Raw genomic sequence first — 18,899 nt, forward strand, 5'->3', positions numbered from 1 at the left:
GGCTTTTACTAATGTGATGTCTTTATTTTTTCTAAGTTTTCGAAACTTGGGTCCGTATATTTTATCTTTTATTTGTATTTATTCTTTCAAAAAAATTCCTAATATTAGGAATTTTATCATATTAAAGATGATACGGGTGTAAAATTTCCTTAGAATTTATAGGAGAGGAATTACTTATAATGAATTGGAAAGGTGCCAGAGATTGGATCTGGGGATTCAAAAATGGATTTGAAGGTAGAGCACGTCATCATCGCTCATGGAGAGATCGTGATTAACTAGGTTAGAAGGGGTTGAAGGCAATGCTTTTAATCCCTTTTAATTTGCATATTTTGAGAAGAAATTATGAAGATAATTAAATATATATTTAAATACGCGTGGTGCTAGTTAAATCGTTTTAGTTAAATAAAAAGTCCAATCGGACTAGACTCAAGTTGTAAGTAGTAATAAAAAGGAGTCTGATCCAATTGAACTACCTTAAGCTTAAGCGTTTTTCTCACCATTTACAAGTTAGCTTTACTCGTTTAAATGTAATCTGTCGTTCTTGGTATCAACTGTATGCACCGGATTCTTTGAAGCATCGCAGAAATACTGATCAAACCAGGCTATCTGACAGCTCAATATTGGCCATGCTTATCTGGCAAGCGGAATTAGGAATCGAATCACAAAGAAGATTCTGTAAGTTCTTTGTAGGACTATCCCATTCCCGTTTTAATCGCAGAGCCCATTAGCTTTTACCTTTAATCTATCTGATCCGCCATATTCTGAACCAGGAGGTAGATCTTTCAGGCAGAATCTTGATTATTGATAGCTTTCCAGTACCAGTTTGTCAGCCAGTTCGCGATTATCGCGAATCTTTCGCAGTTCAGCTGACATTGGCTATAAGGCAACCAAAAAAGTCTACTATTATGGCTTTAAGGTTCATGCCATTGTAAGTGATGACGGCTACTTGCTTGATTATGCAGTCACCAAAGCATCAGTGCATGATGCCAAGGAAACCACAGAGCTGATGGCCAATGCCCATCCTGCCAACCATTATCTTTTAGGCGATGAAGGCTACCTCGGCAAAGATTTAGCTTTTAAGCTAAAACAAATGGGCTATAAGCTTTGGACGCCATACCGCAAAAACATGCAAGGTGCTAAAGAGCATAACGATCATCAGCTAATGGCTATCAGAAGAACAATCGAGAGCGACTTTTCCTTGTTTAGCTACTACAACGCTGAAAACAATCGTGCCCGGAGCTTAACAGGTTTTCAAGAACGTCTTGAAGTCGCAGTTTTGGCTTACAATATGGCATATTGTCTAGAACGATTTAACTAGCACCACGCGTATAATTATATACTTTTTAATGTTTATACCAATTATTATAGTGCTGTTCAGTAAAGAAAGCGGTTACTTAGATTACAGAAAGTGTAATAAAAATGGATACAGCTGGAATTTTAATCGGTGTAGTCTTGATGTTTTTAGGTGGATTGCAATTATTTTTGACCTATCGTTATTATAAGAATGTCCAGAAAATTAAAAATCATGCATTAACAGCTCCCTTTGCTATCTGGAGTAGTGTAGTATTTGGAATAGGTGTAATTTTTATTTCGTTAATGGTGTTCGCGGGCCGAGCTTCGGATATTAGTCGTGGCTTTTCTATCTTTAGTGCTATTTTATTTTGGGTAGCTGCGGCTATTGCATTAATTAAAGCTAATCAAATGAGGAAAAAGATAAAGCCTGTCAATGGCAAAACAATGGGTAGCTCATGGCAAGTTATAACAGTTTATATAATCGTCGTAGCAGCTGTAATTTCAGGTTTGATTTCGATTCTTTAGAATAATCATTGTTCAGTTAATTCAACATGTTTTTTTGCTTGTTTTTTAGATAGTTGAATGCTAAGATTTTCATGTACCGCCACTAGTTGTGGTCATTTTCTCCGGTAGCGAAAATGTCATCTTCTATATGTGGTCAGAGTGGCGGTCAACACTGTGTGAGCCTAGTTCCGTGTTGTGGGATTAGGCTTTTTTTGATCTTAATTTTCGTGTTGCTAATTGTAATTAATTAGGTGAAAATATCTTTATTTAGTAGAAAGTGGGAAGAATTATGTCGACTACTAGAAGAGAATTAAAGAATAATGCCAAGCTTGCCCTGCGTGGCAATTGGGGTTGGGCTGTACTGATGTGTCTGATCAACATGATAATCGTAGCGATTTTGTCTGGCGGCGGTCACCGGGTTGATCAGATCTATATGGATTATGAAGGCACGAATTTCTACATGCAATTGCTTAGTCCACTGGGTACGATTCTAGCTTGGATTGGCGATTTTATTGCCTTAAGCTTAGTTATTTCATTCTTGAAGCTAAGAGATAACGATAAGCTAGAGAAGCCATATGTTTCAGCGTTCTCAGTTTTTACGGAGAATCGCTTCGGCCCTGAATGTATTAACTTTGTCATGACCAGTATTTTTACATTCTTATGGACATTGCTGTTGATCATTCCAGGGATTATTAAGAGTTACTCCTACGCAATGACGCCTTACATCGTAAAGGACATGGTAGCTAGTGGCAAGCAAGTTGGTGCAACTGACGGAATCAATGCTAGTAGGGAGTTAATGAATGGACATAAGATGGATTTATTCGTCTTTGATCTCAGCTTCATCGGTTGGTTCTTATTGGGCGGAATTAGCGTAATTGGGATGCTATGGGTTGTGCCATATTATCAGACTGCCAAGGCTAACTTTTACCGCGAATTAGCTGGCAACCAATTCTTAAAATAAAAGTGAGCATAGTAAAAGGCATCGAGTAATTTTTTACCCGGTGCCTTTTTTCTGACTATAATTATTGGTTAATAGAGGTTAGCTGCCTTGATGTACTTGTTTTTGCCAATCCGGTAGTACTTCTTGCCGTGGATGGTCTTCTTCTTACCGTAAGTAGTAACTGAAGCATGCTTCTTCAAAGCCTTGTGGTGCGTATGCTTACCGTGCTTGTTGTAGATAGCAGCCTTATGCTTTAACAAACGAGCCTTACCTTTGATCTTCTTAGGAGCTTGAGAAACAGCACCAGCTGAAGCATGGAGTGGTAATACGTTGATGTTGCCATCTACGTTAAGGCCGCGCCAGTTGTCAGTAAATTGCCAGATAGAAATGCCCTTCATTGATGGGAAGTAGTTAAAGTTAGGATTGTCAATTCGACCTGAAATGGCATATGAAGCTACCCATAATGAATTAGGAAATGCGTTGACTACAGCATTAGTGTTAATGTTGTTTCTCAATACTGATGAACTTGCGTATAACAATGGCTTGTAACCTGCTGCCTTAACCTTCTTCATGAAGGCAATAATTGCATTAGCAGTGGCGCCTTTACCCATGTTAACGTTGTTACCATCGCCTGATTCGTAATCACAAGCAAGGTATGAACCTGGTGTAAGGCCCATGGCTCTAGCTGAGGCAATAGCATAATCAGCTTCACGCTTAGCTGCACCAGAGTTAGCGCTGAAAGTTGCAAAGTGGTAAGCCATTGGCATCATGTTTTGACGACGAGCACTAGCAATCTGACTGCTTGCCTTAGGATTGCGGTAGCTGGTACCTTCACTTACCTTAACAACGGCAAACTTAGCCCCTGATCTAGCGTGTGCTGATAAGTCTACGCTTTGGTAGCTGGCAACGTCAATCCCCAATGAACGTGCCGCAACTGAAGTAGTTGAAGCTTGCACAGTTTCATGACTTGATACTTGTGAATGAGCTGCAACAATTCCAGCAGTTGAAAGCATAGCAACACATGCTAATTTTGTAATAAATCTCTTCTTAAATAACAACTTAAGTCCCCCGAATGTATTTTTTTAAACCAATAATAATTAGTTAACTTTACATAGAAACATATCAAGGATAATAATAATAAAAGAGAAGGTCAAGGGGACTAATAAAAAATTAAACGAGGAGTAATAATATAGTAAATAATGTAACGGATTTGTATTATTATGAGGTAAAAAATCAACTTTTTACCCATAAAATAAAAAATCCACGTATAATAAGAAGGCAATGAGATAACGTAGATTTGAGGTTTTTATTTTGAATAAAAAAATCCTATCCGGTTCGTTTTGGCTATCGTTTGGTAGTATTGTCTCACGAATTCTAGGAGTAGTTTATTTAATTCCTTGGCTGATCATGTTAGGGAGCTATCACAATCAGTTGAATGCGCAGGCGCTATTTAATTCGTCATACACGCCTTATGCACTCTTTTTGTCCATTGGGGCAGCGGGACTGCCTTCAGTTATTGCCCGGGAAGTATCACAGCTTAATTCACAAAAAAGATATAAAGATAGTCTGTACATCACTAAGCTAGGCTTGATTATTATGCTGGTGATGGGTCTTGCTTGTGGGATCTTGCTGTATGTGACGGCACCTTTGATTGCCAAGAATAGCCCAGTCGATTCGGTGGCTAGCGCGACGATTTCTATTCGGGTATTAGTGCCAGCCGTAGTGATTCTGCCTTCAATGAGCATGGTTCGTGGCTGGTTCCAAGGTAATAACGATATGAAGCCTTACGGTATTTCCCAATTATGGGAGCAGTTTGCCCGGATTCTCTTTATTTTGCTGGCTACGCTGTTAATCATCGAGGTCTTTCACCGTAATTATGTAATTGCGGTTTACTTCAGCGTATTTGGCGCCTGCGTTGGGGCAATTGCTAGTTATCTGTATTTGTTTGCTTATTTGCGTAAGCAATGGGGGGATTACCGGGAGCTAATTAATAATAGTCTGCCTCGTTCCCTGAACAATGTTTCGCGCAGTCTGCTTAACTTATGGTATGCTTCAATTCCATTTGTGATGCTCGGTTCATTTATTACGGTAACGCAGTTAGTTGATCAGCTGCTATTTAAGCAAATTCTGATTAATTTCAACCATATGGATAAAACTTATGTTAGTTATCTCTATACCATTTTCTCAGCTAATCCCAGCAAGATTACAACGGTGATTATTTCTTTAGCTACAGCCGTCTCAGAGACGAGTCTGCCGCTTTTGGCTGGACTTAAGTATAAATCTAAGGATAGCGTTAAAAGCATCAGAAAATTGCTCCTAGAGAATTATCGACTACTCTTATTTATTCTGCTGCCTGTTGTAGCTTTAGGTGCTTTTGCGGCTTCGCCAGTTTATACGGTATTATTTTCACATGACAGCTTTGGCAGCTATTATTTGGTAGAAAATATTATCCAGAGTCTCTTTGCTGGATTAGTAATGAACTCTTTAACCTTGCTTTTGGCATTGAATATGAATCGTCTAGCCGTGATTTACATAGTTTGGGGCGTCGTGATTAAGCTGATTTTACAGGTGCCGATGACTTTTATGTTAAGTGCTGACGGTTCAATTTTATCTAGCGATATTGCCTTCTTAGTAGTGATCTTGCTTAGTTATCATAAACTGAATCATACTTATGGCGTTAAACTAGGCAGTCTATTGCCAATTGTGGTAGCTAATGAAATCTACATTGTTGTACTCTTTATCTATCAACTCTTGATTGGCAGCCACTTCAACACGCTCGGCCGCATGGGCAGTTTCATTTATCTAGCTATCTTTGGCTTAGCCTTCCTAGGTATTTATATTATGCTGGCCAACTTCATGGGAATCTCCGAGAAGATTTTTGGGAAGAAGATTGGCTACCGTTATTATCGCTATAAGCATTATGAGTAAAACAAAAACGACAAGTTGATTAGAACTTGCCGTTTTTTGATGCTAATAATTTCGATTGATGTCGCCCATGCTGGAACGCATTGCTTCATCAACGTATTTTGAAGTTTCGATATCTGCCTCGTTAAGAGCATCTTGGATATCTTTATAATTCATTTGATTAACAAGGTAGAATCTTAAGGCCTTGTTGACTAACTTATTAAAATCAACATCGTTGATCTCATCATATTTTTCAATTAACTTACTGACATCACTATTTAATTCAAAGTGCTTTCTTGGCATTTTTATCTCCACCTTTTCTTATGAAGCAATTATAACATAATGCCTTTTAGTCAATAGATGACAAAGCATCGAGCATATTGATTTTTTTAATCTTGTGATGAACTACAATGGCCAAGGCAGCCGTGATCAGGGCAGGAATTAATGCCGAAAAGACAAAGTTGAGCGGGTACATGTTCGGGTCAAACATTGCGACGTCTGGCGGCAAGCTCGTGATAATAAAGTAATGCAGCCACCAACCGAAGCCAAAGCCTACTAAAGTTCCAAGCAGCGATAAGATAATGGTCTCACGGTAAATATACATCGTCGTCTCATTATCGTAGAAGCCCAAGACCTTGATTGTGGACAATTCACGGATTCTTTCAGCTACGTTAATGTTGGTTAAATTATAGATTACAACCAGCGCTAGTATCCCAGAGATTAAGATCAAAATAAAGATAACCTCGTTTAAACTACCCGTAAAGCTGCCCAAGAGCTTTCTGTTAGATGAATTAGAAACGATGGTTTCAATCGCTGCGGTCTTTACTAATTGCCTGCTGACTTTGTTCACATAAGCAGGATCATGCTTCTTGGTAGTGACTAAGTAGGCATTAGCTGAATACTTCTTGCCAGTAGCCTTTTCATACTCACGCGGACTCATGAAGAGATAGTGACCCAGATACATTTCGCAGATACCGCTAACTTTGAAGTGATAGATCTTGCCGTGGCTGTTTTTTAAAGAGATCGTTGAGCCTTTTTTAGCATTAAGAATAGTAGCTAGTTTTTCTGAAATAATGACGCCATTCTGGGGTAGAATCAGTTTCTTTTTATCTTGGCGTTGCCGCAGGTTAATTGATTTCCTAAAAGTCTTAGTATCTTTAGGCGCGATTAATGACACGTTTTCAGTTGAGCCGCTATTTTTTAGATGCTTGCTTAACTGCTGATACTGCACCGCATTGACTTGGGTAATAGCTTTTTCTTTAAAAATTTGAGTTAATTTTCTTTCTTCTTTTTTAGTAACATCGCTAGGTTTCAAGGCGATAATATCATTTTTTGTACATCATTATATTGAATGTGGCCGATGCCTTGAAGCGAATCGCGGATACCAAAGCCCATTACTAACAACCCCGTACAGCCAGCTACACCCAAGATCGTCATGAGCATTCTGCTCTTATAACGGAAAATATTGCGTGCTGTGACCTTGGCTGAAAAACTCATGTACCGCCAGAGCCAAGGGATGTGTTCTAGCATAATTCTAGAGCCGTTCTTAGGTGGTTTGGGCAAAAGCAAAGCTGAGGGCTGCTCGCGCAGCGTTTGCCAAAGTGTAAGCATAGAGATGACTGTCGTTGAAAGCAGTGCAACGGCTAAGGAGATTAAAAGTGGTCCCCAGGCAAAGTTTAGCTGATAACCAGTCCCTAATGTAGAAGAGGCCAGATATGCCTTGATGATTAAATCGGGTAAAAAGGTATAGCCTAAAATGGAGCCCAGTACTACACCTAAAATTGCGGCAGAGGTACTGTAAAGCAAAAACTTGATGGCAATTGCGCCATTACCGTAGCCTAGTGCCTTTAGCGTACCAATATTGGTTCTTTCTTCTTCGACAAAACGCATCATGGTTGTCAAACTGACTAACGCGGCTACGGCAAAAAGAAAGACAGGAAAGACGTTGGCGAGGACTTCAACTCGTTCTGAATCAGCGCGGTAGGAAGAATAGCCTTGGCTTTCTTCACGGCCGTTAATCGTGTAACTTGGATAGGCAATTTTAATTTTATTTTTAGGCACCTCAATTTGATTAGGATTGATTGGAATGCCTTTTTTTAATAATTGTCGTGCTGCTTTTTGCCGATATTGTGCCTTGTATAAAGCTACGTACTTATTGTATTTGTCGCGGCGATTTTTATTAAGTGCTTTTTGCAGCTTATCTTGGTCGCAATAAACACGATTGCGGTAGGCGACGCTGAAGGGACTTAGGCTAGCCGTATTTTTAAAAGTTACACGTGAAACCTGATATACAGGTGAAGCAAAAGCATTATGCGAGGTTACGGCGATACCGGTTAGGCGGCCATTACCAATGTTGGTTTGCCCGATTTGATTTTTATCTAAAAATTCACTGGATTTAACGAAGCCGACAACGCGATAAGTTTTATTTTTTAAAATACCTGGTTTGCTAAAGGTGATTTGTTGTCCAAGATGGTATTTCTTCTTTAGTAAATATGACAAGGCAATTTCTCGCTTATTGTCCGGGAAATGTCCTTTAATTAATTCGTAACTGGAAATATTGTTAGATTGAGAAAAGACGCGTAGAGTATCATGGCTATTTTTAACGCGTACATCCTGAAAATAGCCAAACGCGGCTTCTTTAACTTCTGGCAAATTGCGGATAGTAGCACGATCGGTTGAATTGATTCCATAGTTGGAAGTAATGGTTACGTCGGCTAGATTATGCTTGTTAAAAAAGTTGCCACCGGTGGCACGCATGTCAGGGCCAGCCATCTTAAGCCCTACAAAAGCAAAGGTTCCCAGACCGATTAAGAGAATAATAGCAATGTAGCGCCCTAGCGAGTGGGTAATTGCTGGCAATGCGTCTTTATATAAAATCGTTTTACGCATAATAATCACCTACCATTCGATTGTACTGATGTCAGCAGGCTGATGGTTAATTTTAATATCTTGAATACCGCCGTCATGAATGCGAATCACCTTGTCGGCAATTGGCGCAATAGCGGCGTTGTGGGTAACGATTAATACGGTTGAACCATTTTGTTGGCTCATCACATAAGAGAAGTTCTGGCTTCTTGGCGATTGCGCGGGCAATGGCCACGCGTTGTTGTTCCCCGCCAGATAGTTGCGCGGGGAAATTGTCCTCTCTATTGGCTAAATCAACTTGTTGCAAAGCTTTGTCCACGCTCATCGCGTCGGGCACGATTTGAGCCGCTAGTTCGACGTTCTCTTTTGCCGTTAAATTAGGAATAAGGTTATAGAATTGAAAGACGAAGCCCATGTCATTGCGGCGATAAGTGGTGAGCTGCTTAGCATTATAGTTGGCAATATTCTTGCCAGCCACGATTACGTCGCCACTAGTATTTGGTTCCATCCCGCCTAAAATATTAAGTAAAGTAGATTTGCCTGCTCCGGATGAGCCTAGGATAATGACTAACTCTCCCTGAGCGACAGAAAATGTAATATTTTTATTGGCGTAAATAGTTGTATCACCGGATTGATAAGTTTTGGTATTATTTTTTAATTCAATATAAGCCATAATGATCAACTTTCTAGCATACATGTATAATAGATCTAAGTTAATTCAATCATATTTTTGGAAGATAGGTAAAGGAAAACACCATGGGAGATAAAGTAGTAGGTTTTGTCCTTCGCGTTAGAAGGCTATCGATTTTTAGAATAATTCAGCGTACATTGATGATGCTAATGCCGATTGCCATTGTTGGTTCCTACTTTAAGTTATTGCGGGATGCAGTTTTTTCACCAGATAGCTTCATCTATAATATCTTTAGCTTTGATGAAACAATGTCGGATCATCTTTGGTATGCTGGAGCTTTTATTAGTAATGGTTTTGTGCGGGTAACCTTTGGCTTGTTTGGTATGTATGCTGCATATTTTGCAGCTCGTTATACCGCAAGATTATATAAAAAGGACTCAACTTTAGCCGGCATGACCGCGGTGATTGTCATTATGTTCTGCGCGTATGCAAATAATGTAGCAAACAGTGCAGGAGATCGGTCACCGTTTTCATCCAGTATTTTAAAGATTAATGCACTGCTTTTAGCTATTTTAATTGGTTATGTTGTGGGGCAGATTTTTCATTGGCTAGGTAAGGATCATCAACCTATTTCTTTTGAACACACCGAGCGTATTCGGCAGCGAGCATGGAATTCGTTTTTGCCAATGTCAGTTTCACTTGGATGCGGGATGGTATTAGGCATTATAATCTATGAGTTTCAAATCAAAATTATTAATTCTGACACTTTCAAGACCTTGGTTGCCCAGGTGCAAGGTTCAAATAATTTGCTGGAAATCTTAGCTTTATTGTTGGTGGTAATGATATTAAGCTGGATTGGTATTGGCTACCCCTTATCATCAATCTCTAACGCAGCTTCAGGTGCTGCAGCAACTGCTAATTTGAATTATGCATTAAGGCATGGCAGTGCTTGGAATGTACCACATAGATTCTTAGTTAGCTCGCTAGTTTATCCCTATGGTGCAATGGGTGGTGCGAGCTTGGTTCTGGCCTTAATCGTCTTGATTTTATTAGCAAATAAAAACTCTAAAGAAAGTGAGAATATTGCTAAAGCAAACCTTTTACCAGCGGCCTTTAATTCGACGTGGGGCTTTATGATTGGGATGCCGATCATTTTGAATCCGGTTTTCTTTTTATCGATGCTAATTATTCCTCTAATCAATGTGTTACTTGCGGCTGGTGCAATTGCCATTCATCTTATTCCGCCTTGCGTTTATCCTGTGTTAAAGGGGACTCCAGGAATTTTGATTTCGTTTTTCGGCTCTAACGGAAATTGGATGAATTTAGTATTTTCTATCTTATTATTTATTTTTGATATTGTATTGCTTGTTCCAACTACCATGCTGGGACAAAAGATTGAGAAGAGACTGAAAGAATATGAGCAAAAAGCAAAGTAATTTAGGTAAAAATCCCAACTTAAAGTGGCTACTCATTGTAATAGCATTGATTATTCTGCTGGCTATTCCAGGTTATAGCTGGATGAAGGAAGGCAACCGGATGCGGGCTCAGCGGCAGAAGTCTATCTTGTCGCCAGTAATTATGGTTCCTGGCTCAAGTGCAACAACCGAGCGTTTCAATGAATTAGTCAACCAACTAAACCGTGATACGCCAACTAAGCACAGCGTATTGAAGATTAACGTTTCGACTAAAGGGGTATTGTCTTATTCTGGTTCAATTGATAAAAACGATAATGAGCCTTTTATTATAGTAGGTTTCCAAAACAATAAAGACGGCTACAGCAATATCAAGAAGCAGGCAGGCTGGCTAGATCAGGCTTTTTACGATTTGACACAGAATTATAGATTTAATAATTTCAAGGCTTTTGGTCATTCAAATGGTGGCTTGATCTGGACCTACTGGCTAGAGCATTATTATTCAACGTATTCCGATGAAATCACGATGAAGCGACTGATGACGGCAGGTACGCCATATAATTTTAGTGAAGGCAATGCTAGTCATAGAACGCAGATGTTGGAAGACTTTATCAAAGATAGGAATAGGATTCCGAAAGATTTGGTTGTCTATTCATTATCTGGTGGTAAGAACTATGAATCAGATGGAATTGTGCCTGAGGCCAGTGTAGCTGCCGGCAAATATATCTTTCAAAACCGGGTTAAAAACTTCACTGCAATGACCGTAACGGGTGAAGAAGCAGATCACTCAGATTTGCCTCAAAATGAGCAGGTTGTTCAGGTAATTGAACAGCATTTGGTCAATCCTGTGAAACCTAAAAATAATCCAAATCAAGCAAATCAAAATAAAGATAAGAATAATGGTAGAAAGGATCAAAATTAGTATTATTGTGGAAAACTTTGATAATAAGACGATAAAAAACTAATTTTCATAGTGATCTTAAGAAATTCTTTATATTTTGTGAAGTGCTAGATGTGTTGATATATCAACATGTTTGGCACTTTTTTGCTTATTAATCACAAAAATCAAAATAAATGTGGAAAGCTTTTAGCTTTTCTATTGCTTTTTGTGGATAACCTGCTATACTTATAAATGTAAAGAGCTAGCACTCAAAGCTATTGAGTGCTAATGATCTAAATTTGACATAAGGAGTGTTGCGAATATGGCATACTTTGACAATGATTTTGATAACTTATTTAACGAATTGAACAGCTCATTCTTTAACGATGACTTTGGCAACAGAAGAGCCAGCAACGGTGGCTCAATTCCAGTGAACTACTCAAGCAATATGGGTGCCACTCCACAGACTATTCAACAGAATCCTAACCAAACTAATGAAAAAACAATTGGCGTAGACTTAGTTGAAGAAGCTAAGCATAATCATTTCGATCCAGTAATCGGTCGTGATGAACAGATTGATAATGTAATTGAGATTTTATCAAGACGTAAGAAGAACAATCCTGTCTTGATTGGGCCAGCTGGTGTTGGTAAGACTTCTATTGTAGAAGGCTTAGCTGAAAGAATTGCTTCAGGTAATGTACCAGCTAAGATGGCTAACATGCACATTATTTCAATTAACATTAATGACATGGTTGCTGGTTCTAGCCTTCGTGGTAGCTTTGAAGAGAGATTAAAGAAAGTCATCGACAAGGCTAAGAGCGATCCAAACATTATTTTGTTCATCGATGAATTGCACAACATTGTAGGTGCAGGTTCAACAGATTCTGAAAACAACAATGGTGATGCAGCCAATATCTTGAAGCCAGCTCTTGCTAGTGGTGACTTGAAGCTAATTGGTGCTACTACTACTAGTGAATACCAAAGAATTGAAAAAGACCCAGCTTTATCACGTAGATTTCAACCTGTTCAAGTTCCAGAACCAACTACTAAGGTAGCTGTGAAGATCTTGGAAGGTTTGAAGAAGAAGTATGAAGACTACCACCACGTAAAATACAGTGACGACAGTCTGAAGTTAGCTGTTGAATTATCAGAAAGATATATCCAAGGCCGTTACTTACCAGACAAGGCCATCGACTTGATGGATGAAGCTGGTGCTAAGAAGGCTTTGCTTGTACAACCAACTGATGAAAAGAGCTTGAGGAACCAAATTAATGCTCTTGAAGCTAAGAAGTCTGAAGCTGCTAAGGCAGAAGACTACGACAAGGCAGCTGACATCAAGAAGAAGATTGCTGAACTTGAAGCACAACTAAAGAACGTAGACACCAAGAATACTCCAGAAGTAACTGAGAAGGACATCTACGCAATTATTGAGCAAAAGACCAAGATTCCAATGAGTGAACTCCACGCTGACGAAGCGCAAAAGAATATTGATTTGGCTAAGAAATTAAAGCAAAACGTCATTGACCAAGACAAGGCAATTGATGTCATTACTGATGCTATTGCTCGTAAGCAAGTCTTCAAGGACAATGATCGTCCAACTGGTTCATTCTTGCTCACTGGTCCTACTGGTGTTGGTAAGACTGAACTTGCTAAGCAATTGGCTATTCAATTATTTGGCAGCAAGGATCACTTAATCCGTTTGGACATGAGTGAATATCAAGATGAAATGGCAGTCAACAAGTTGATTGGTTCTGCACCAGGCTATGTAGGCTACGGTGAAGGCGGTCAATTAACTGAAAAAGTTCGTCATGAACCATACTCATTGATTTTGTTCGACGAAATTGAAAAGGCTAACCCACAAGTCTTCAACGCACTTCTCCAAATCATGGATGATGGTCGTTTGACTGACGCACAAGGCAGAACCGTTTCATTCAAGGACACGATCTTGATCATGACTTCTAATGCTGGCTTCTCAGACAAGTTGTTGAAGGACGGCAAGGTTGACCAAGACAAGTTGATCTCAGCTCTTGAAAATTACTTCAGACCTGAATTCTTGAACCGTCTTGATGCAATTGTTCCATTCAACTCACTTACTGAAAAAGACATGGGCAAGATCATCGACATCTACTTAAAGAAGATGACTCATGTTCTTGCTAAGAAGGATATTACGGTTGAAGTATCAGATGAAGCTAAGAAATTCTTAGCAGAAAAGGGTTACGACAAGAAATTCGGTGCTCGGCCATTAAGAAGAGTGGTGGAACAAAATCTTGAGACACCAGCTGCTAAGTTGATCTTGAGCAAGCCGGATACTAAGAAGATTGAATTCACTGCTGATGACAAGCACTTGTACTTAAACGGTGAAGCAATATATGATATTTCTCCAAAGATTGAAGAAAAGGTTAAGAAAGACGAAGCTAAAACTGAAGATAAAAAAGAAGACTAATTTTTAGTTAGTCTGTGTTTGAAGGATATTCCCCAGGGAATATCCTTTTTTACATACATGATTTCTTGTATAATCTAACTAATACGATTCGAGTAAAAAGATTAGGAACATGGATAGAAAAACAATTGATTTAATTATCAAAATAATTTTGACGATCTTAGCCTTAGCTGCTGGCGTTTTTTGCTTTGTAACGCAATGGCCAGGTCGAGAAGCAGTAATTGCGACAATTTATGGAATTCTATATTTTCTTATTGCCTTAACTCTATGGCTGCAGCAAAAACAAGGCTGGCTGCAAGTAATAATGACGGCTTCATTTGTAGTGACGGTGATTTTGACAATTGCCCAGGCAATAGCAGGAATTCCGCTGGGTGTTTATCAAGCAGAGATGTTTCATTCTCTGATAATAGTCTTACTGGCTGCCCCAGGAATTTTAGGCTTAATCTACTTTAATTTAAACACGCGACATGACAATTTGGATTTGTTGCTTGTTTTCATGCGGATTATTTTAAGCTTTGAAGTTGATATTATTGCTATTATGTTAATTCTAATGTTGGAGATCAGTGGCGCGATGATTTGGTACTTGCCCCAATGGGGTCAATATGCGTTAGTATATGGGATCTTAGTTCTAGCGATTTTAGATATTGCATACGCTGTGATTAATTGGTTAAAATTCTATCGCGGTAAAGTGGTTTGGATTACTACAATATTGATGATTATTGAAATTTTAGCTTGTATGCCTCTTTTTGGGATGCCAACTTTAAGCGTGATTGCCTTCATTTTGATTGCAATTGCAATTTTGATTTTTACAGCTTATCTAAATAATCGAATTAAAAGCAAAAAATAATTGCACAAAAAGTAAGTTGCCGTTATAATGCAAGTCAAAAGTAATTTTGATGGAGCGTCTGTTTCATTACCGAAATAGACGCTTTTTTCTTAAAGGGGAAAGATGTGAATGCGATAGTGAGAAGCCAAGACTAAAACGTGGATTGAAAAGCCGCCATGTGACCATGATTGCGATCGGTGGAGCGATTGGTACAGGACTGTTCTTAGGTTCCGGCTCAGCAATTCATAGCGCAGGTCCGTCGATCATTTTGTCCTATTTAATTGTCGGAATTATCACCTTCTTCATGATGCGAGCATTAGGCGAACTGATCTTGGCTGATCCAGAGAGTCGTTCCTTTCTTGAAGCAATTAAGAAGTATTTGGGCAAGCGAGCTGAGTTTGTTGCGGGTTGGACTTATTGGGCTTGCTGGTTAACACTAGCGATGGCTGACTTGACTGCTACTGGTATTTATTTACGCTACTGGTTTCCGTGGTTGCCACAATGGGTCGGACCATTGGCGATTATTGTACTGCTCCTTTTGATTAACACCGTTAATGTAGGTTTGTTTGGTGAATTGGAAAGTTGGTTTTCAATGATCAAAGTTATCGCAATTGTGGCTTTGAGCATTACCGGCGCTGTGATGATTGTGTTACATACTCCAGTTAAAGGTGGGAATGTTTCGCTAACTAATTTGGTTAATCACGGTGGCTTCTTTCCAACTGGCTGGTGGGGATTCCTGCTCTCCTTCCAGATGGTAGTCTTTGCCTTCGTAGGCGTGGAGATTGTTGGTCAAACAGCTAGTGAAACAGCCAATCCAGAACAGGACATTCCCAAGGCGATCAACACATTGCCAGTAAGAATCGGTCTGTTCTATGTCGGCTCAATGTTGGCAATCATGTCAGTCTATCCGTGGAATGAAATCAAGACGACCTCGAGTCCATTTGTGCAGGTCTTTATGGGAATTGGCGTAACGGCCGCTGCTGGAATCTTGAACTTCGTTGTTCTGACTGCCGCAATGTCAGCAACCAATAGTGCGATCTTTTCAACTAGTCGGTCACTTTATTCTTTAGCCCGCAATGGTCATGCTCCTAAGAAGCTAAGCAGTTTGACTAAAAAAGCAATTCCATTGAATGCGCTGACGACTTCATCATTAATTTTATTTGTCGTTGTAATTCTCAATTATGTCATGCCAGCTAGTATTTTTGCTGTAGTGTCAACTGTTTCGACGATCTGTTTTGTGATTGTTTGGCTCATGATTATGTGGGCGCATATTGTTTATCGCAATCAGAATAAAGCTAGTTTAGGCAAGTTTAGAATGCCTGGTTATCCTGTAACTAGCTGGGTAACGATTATCTTTTATTTAGCTGTGTTGGCGTTACTATTCTTTATTCCTACAACCCAGTTAGCATTAATCATTTCAATTTTATTTGTAGTAGTTTTAGCAATTAGCTACAGTTTTGTACGAAAAGCATAATTATGTATAATAATTAGAGGAAAATTAAATTATTTCCAGGGGAATTTTTTACAAATACAAAAGAAAGGGAGTTGTGTATGGTGAAAAAGGCACCTGAATTAAAACGTTCGATGACGGCTGGACAAATGGAAATGATCTCGCTTGGAGGAGCGATCGGAGTTGGTTTATTCATGGGGGCCGGCTCCACAATTAAATGGACAGGACCATCAGTATTATTGGCCTATATTTTTGTCGGCGTGATTTTGTATATCGTAATGCGGGCATTAGGCGAGATGCTGTATGTCGATCCAGGTACTGGCTCCTTTGCGGATTACGCTACAGAACATGTTCATCCGATTGCTGGCTATTTAGCTGAATGGGCGAACGTCTTTCAGTATATTGTGGTTGGTATTTCTGAAGTGGTAGCCACGACAGAATATCTTCGCTTCTGGTGGAAAGGTACTTCTGACTGGATTGCCGGGGTAATAATTATTCTGTTTTTATTAGTAGCCAATTTAGCTAGTGCGAAAGCTTATGCAACATTGGAATTTTGGTTTGCCATGATTAAAGTGGTTACTATCATTTTGATGATCATCTTGGGCTTCATGGTAATTCTGTTTGGCTTTGGCAATGGTGGTCATCCGGTAGGCTTTTCTAATTTGTGGAGTCACGGCGGCTTCTTTACCGGCGGCATTAAAGGCTTTTTATTCTCCATGGCGATTATTGTTGGTTCTTATCAAGGGATTGAGTTAATTGGTATTTCTGCTGGTGAAGTAGCAGATCCGCACAAGGCAATTGTGAAAAGCGTTAAGTCTGTATTATGGCGAATTTTAATCTTCTATGTTGGGGCAATTTTCGTAATCGTGACAATTTATCCGTGGGATCAACTAGGCAATATTGGTTCTCCATTTGTAACGACTTTTGCCAAGGTAGGAATTACTGCTGCCGCTTCGGTAATTAACTTTGTCGTTTTGACAGCCGCCTTGTCTGGGGCAAATTCAGGTATTTATTCATCTAGTCGAATGCTGTATAAAATGGCGCACGAAGAATATGCACCAAAGACTTTTAGCTATGTTTCTAAGCGTATCGTTCCTAGTCATGCAATTATCGGAATTACTTCGGGTATTTTTATTGGCTTTATGTTAAATGTGCTGTTGCAATTCTTTAGTAAATCACTTGGCAATATTTTTGTAATCGTTTATAGTTCATCCGTTTTGCCAGGGATGGTAGCGTGGTTCGTAATTTTGCTAGCGGAATTACGCTTTAGGAAAAAGAATCTCGATCTAATGAAGAAGCATCCCTTCAAATTGCCGCTTTATCCTTATTCCAATTATTTTGCATTGATCATGTTAGTACTGATCGTCATTTTTATGTTCATTAACCCGGAAACGCGTATTTCCGTAGCAGTTGGTGCAGCAGTATTAATTATTGCGGCACTCTCTTATGTGATTAAGCACGGCAGGAAAAATTAAAATTAGGCAGTGAAGTTAGTAGCTTTGCTGCTTTTTTAGTGGGATAAGATACATAGAGATACATAAAAATGATAAGATGGAACAAATGTATCTTAGCAAGTAGGTGGCAGAATGAACAATCCGTTTAATCCGAGTTTTAGGAGAATTCCAACGATCTTTTTGAATCGTGGTCAACTAATTAATGAAGTAGTTGAAGAGTTAAATAATCCTAACAGTCCTTATAAAGTTTCTATAGTTTACGGAATGCGAGGGGTAGGTAAAACCACTTTTTTAACAGAAGTTGGCAGAAAAGTGAAGCAAGCGCCAGACTGGTTGGTTGTTAATCTAGCAATGGGATCAAATCTAATGGCTACTTTAGTAGACGATTTATACATGAAAGCTAGTTCAGACTTACAAAAAACATTTGAATCCATTCGTGGACTTAGTTTTTCTGCAGTTGGATTACAATTAAGCGCTGATCTAAGTAAACCCACTCTTTCTACTTATCAAGGGATTCTGACTAATATGTTTACTAAATTAAGAGAAAAAGGGATTAAAGTTTTGATCACGTTAGATGAGGCTAAATCTAATACCGAATTAAAGAATTTTGTAGCTTATTATCAGATCCTAAATAGAGAGGATTATCCTGTTGCCTTAATGATGACCGGCCTTCCTGAGAATATTTCTGAATTGCAAAATGAAGACGTAATGACTTTCTTATTACGTGGAAAAAGAATAGCTTTGTCAGCCTTAAATCTATCGCAAATTGAAATCAGTTATAACAACGTTTTTAAGCGTTCTGGTTTTCAAGTGACGGAAGATACTCTTAGTAAAATGGCATTAATGACAATGGGATATGCATATGGATTTCAACTGCTGGGCTACTTAGTTTGGAACGTTGCCCAAAAAAGCAAGACGGTTGATCAAGATTTGTTAGACGAGATTAAGCTGGAATATCTAGTTGAACTTGATCAGAATGCTTATACTAAAATATTTAGTAGCTTGTCGCTACAAGATAAAAAGTTTGTTTTGGCGATGGCTCAGAGTTCCCAACATCGTGTTTCAATCAAAAAAATTCGTGAAAGATTAAATCGCCCGAGTAACTTTGTTGCAAATTATCGTCGACGGCTGTTAGATGATCAGGTCATCAAATCTACTAATTATGGTGAAGTTGCCTTTACCTTACCGTTTTTCAAAGAATACGTATTGCAGCAGTATCGCTTTGAACAAGGCTTAGAGTAAAAATTTAAGTACTGTCATTTAATTTGTTAGGTAGTACTTTTTGTTTGTTATTAGATAC

The 18,899-nt window shown here is 39.0% G+C and carries 12 protein-coding genes and 3 pseudogenes; 11 read left to right on the forward strand and 4 right to left on the reverse strand.

Features of this window, described 5'->3' with window-relative positions:
* The first annotated feature begins 464 nt into the window (after positions 1-464).
* The 3 genes and pseudogenes from BLP58_RS05605 to BLP58_RS05615 all read left to right on the forward strand — a co-directional run bounded on the left by BLP58_RS05605 (position 465) and on the right by BLP58_RS05615 (position 2,758).
* Positions 465-1,318: pseudogene (locus tag BLP58_RS05605) on the forward strand (IS982 family transposase).
* Between the two features lie 101 nt (positions 1,319-1,419).
* Entirely contained in the window at positions 1,420-1,818 is a 399-nt protein-coding gene (locus BLP58_RS05610) for a hypothetical protein (protein ID WP_013855044.1), read from the forward strand.
* 268 nt (positions 1,819-2,086) lie between these two features.
* Positions 2,087-2,758 (forward strand): DUF975 family protein, encoded by a 672-nt coding sequence (locus BLP58_RS05615; protein ID WP_013855045.1) that lies wholly within the window; start codon positions 2,087-2,089, stop codon positions 2,756-2,758.
* A 68-nt stretch (positions 2,759-2,826) separates the two neighbouring features.
* Here BLP58_RS05615 and BLP58_RS05620 read toward each other — a convergent pair whose 3' ends face one another.
* The gene (locus BLP58_RS05620; RefSeq protein WP_013855046.1) at positions 2,827-3,795 is read right to left on the reverse strand and encodes a GH25 family lysozyme; all 969 of its coding nucleotides are present in this window, start codon (positions 3,793-3,795) and stop codon (positions 2,827-2,829) included.
* A gap of 253 nt (positions 3,796-4,048) precedes the next feature.
* On the opposite strand from BLP58_RS05620, the gene BLP58_RS05625 reads away from it, so the two are divergent.
* A complete protein-coding gene (locus BLP58_RS05625) occupies positions 4,049-5,665 on the forward strand; it encodes a putative polysaccharide biosynthesis protein (protein WP_013855047.1) in 1,617 nt (538 codons plus the stop codon).
* 42 nt (positions 5,666-5,707) lie between these two features.
* Here BLP58_RS05625 and BLP58_RS05630 read toward each other — a convergent pair whose 3' ends face one another.
* The 3 genes and pseudogenes from BLP58_RS05630 to BLP58_RS05640 all read right to left on the reverse strand — a co-directional run bounded on the left by BLP58_RS05630 (position 5,708) and on the right by BLP58_RS05640 (position 9,179).
* Positions 5,708-5,944: a hypothetical protein gene (locus BLP58_RS05630; RefSeq protein ID WP_013855048.1), complete on the reverse strand. Its 237-nt coding sequence runs from the start codon at positions 5,942-5,944 to the stop codon at positions 5,708-5,710.
* A 46-nt stretch (positions 5,945-5,990) separates the two neighbouring features.
* Positions 5,991-8,530, reverse strand: a pseudogene (locus BLP58_RS05635) (ABC transporter permease).
* A 9-nt stretch (positions 8,531-8,539) separates the two neighbouring features.
* Positions 8,540-9,179, reverse strand: a pseudogene (locus BLP58_RS05640) (ABC transporter ATP-binding protein).
* A gap of 83 nt (positions 9,180-9,262) precedes the next feature.
* Here BLP58_RS05640 and BLP58_RS05645 point away from each other — a divergent pair.
* The 7 genes from BLP58_RS05645 (at position 9,263) to BLP58_RS05675 (ending at position 18,841) form a co-directional block, all read left to right on the forward strand.
* Positions 9,263-10,573, forward strand: a complete 1,311-nt coding sequence (locus tag BLP58_RS05645; protein ID WP_025084182.1) for a PTS sugar transporter subunit IIC — start codon at positions 9,263-9,265, stop codon at positions 10,571-10,573.
* The gene (locus BLP58_RS05650) at positions 10,554-11,471 is read left to right on the forward strand and encodes an alpha/beta hydrolase (RefSeq protein ID WP_025084181.1); all 918 of its coding nucleotides are present in this window, start codon (positions 10,554-10,556) and stop codon (positions 11,469-11,471) included. The genes BLP58_RS05645 and BLP58_RS05650 overlap by 20 nt, the downstream gene beginning before the upstream one ends.
* Before the next feature lie 280 nt (positions 11,472-11,751).
* Entirely contained in the window at positions 11,752-13,872 is a 2,121-nt protein-coding gene (locus BLP58_RS05655) for an ATP-dependent Clp protease ATP-binding subunit (protein WP_013855052.1), read from the forward strand.
* A gap of 109 nt (positions 13,873-13,981) precedes the next feature.
* Positions 13,982-14,716 carry a hypothetical protein gene (locus tag BLP58_RS05660; protein WP_013855053.1) on the forward strand — a complete coding sequence of 245 codons (735 nt, stop codon included), beginning with the start codon at positions 13,982-13,984 and terminating at the stop codon, positions 14,714-14,716.
* A 163-nt stretch (positions 14,717-14,879) separates the two neighbouring features.
* A complete protein-coding gene (locus tag BLP58_RS05665) occupies positions 14,880-16,169 on the forward strand; it encodes an amino acid permease (protein ID WP_013855054.1) in 1,290 nt (429 codons plus the stop codon).
* A gap of 77 nt (positions 16,170-16,246) precedes the next feature.
* A complete protein-coding gene (locus BLP58_RS05670) occupies positions 16,247-17,620 on the forward strand; it encodes an amino acid permease (protein ID WP_013855055.1) in 1,374 nt (457 codons plus the stop codon).
* Positions 17,621-17,731: 111 nt separating this feature from the next.
* Positions 17,732-18,841 (forward strand): DUF8462 domain-containing protein, encoded by a 1,110-nt coding sequence (locus BLP58_RS05675; protein WP_013855056.1) that lies wholly within the window; start codon positions 17,732-17,734, stop codon positions 18,839-18,841.
* The last annotated feature ends 58 nt before the right edge of the window (positions 18,842-18,899 follow it).

It is taken from the genome of Lactobacillus kefiranofaciens (assembly GCF_900103655.1).
Taxonomy (GTDB): domain Bacteria; phylum Bacillota; class Bacilli; order Lactobacillales; family Lactobacillaceae; genus Lactobacillus; species Lactobacillus kefiranofaciens.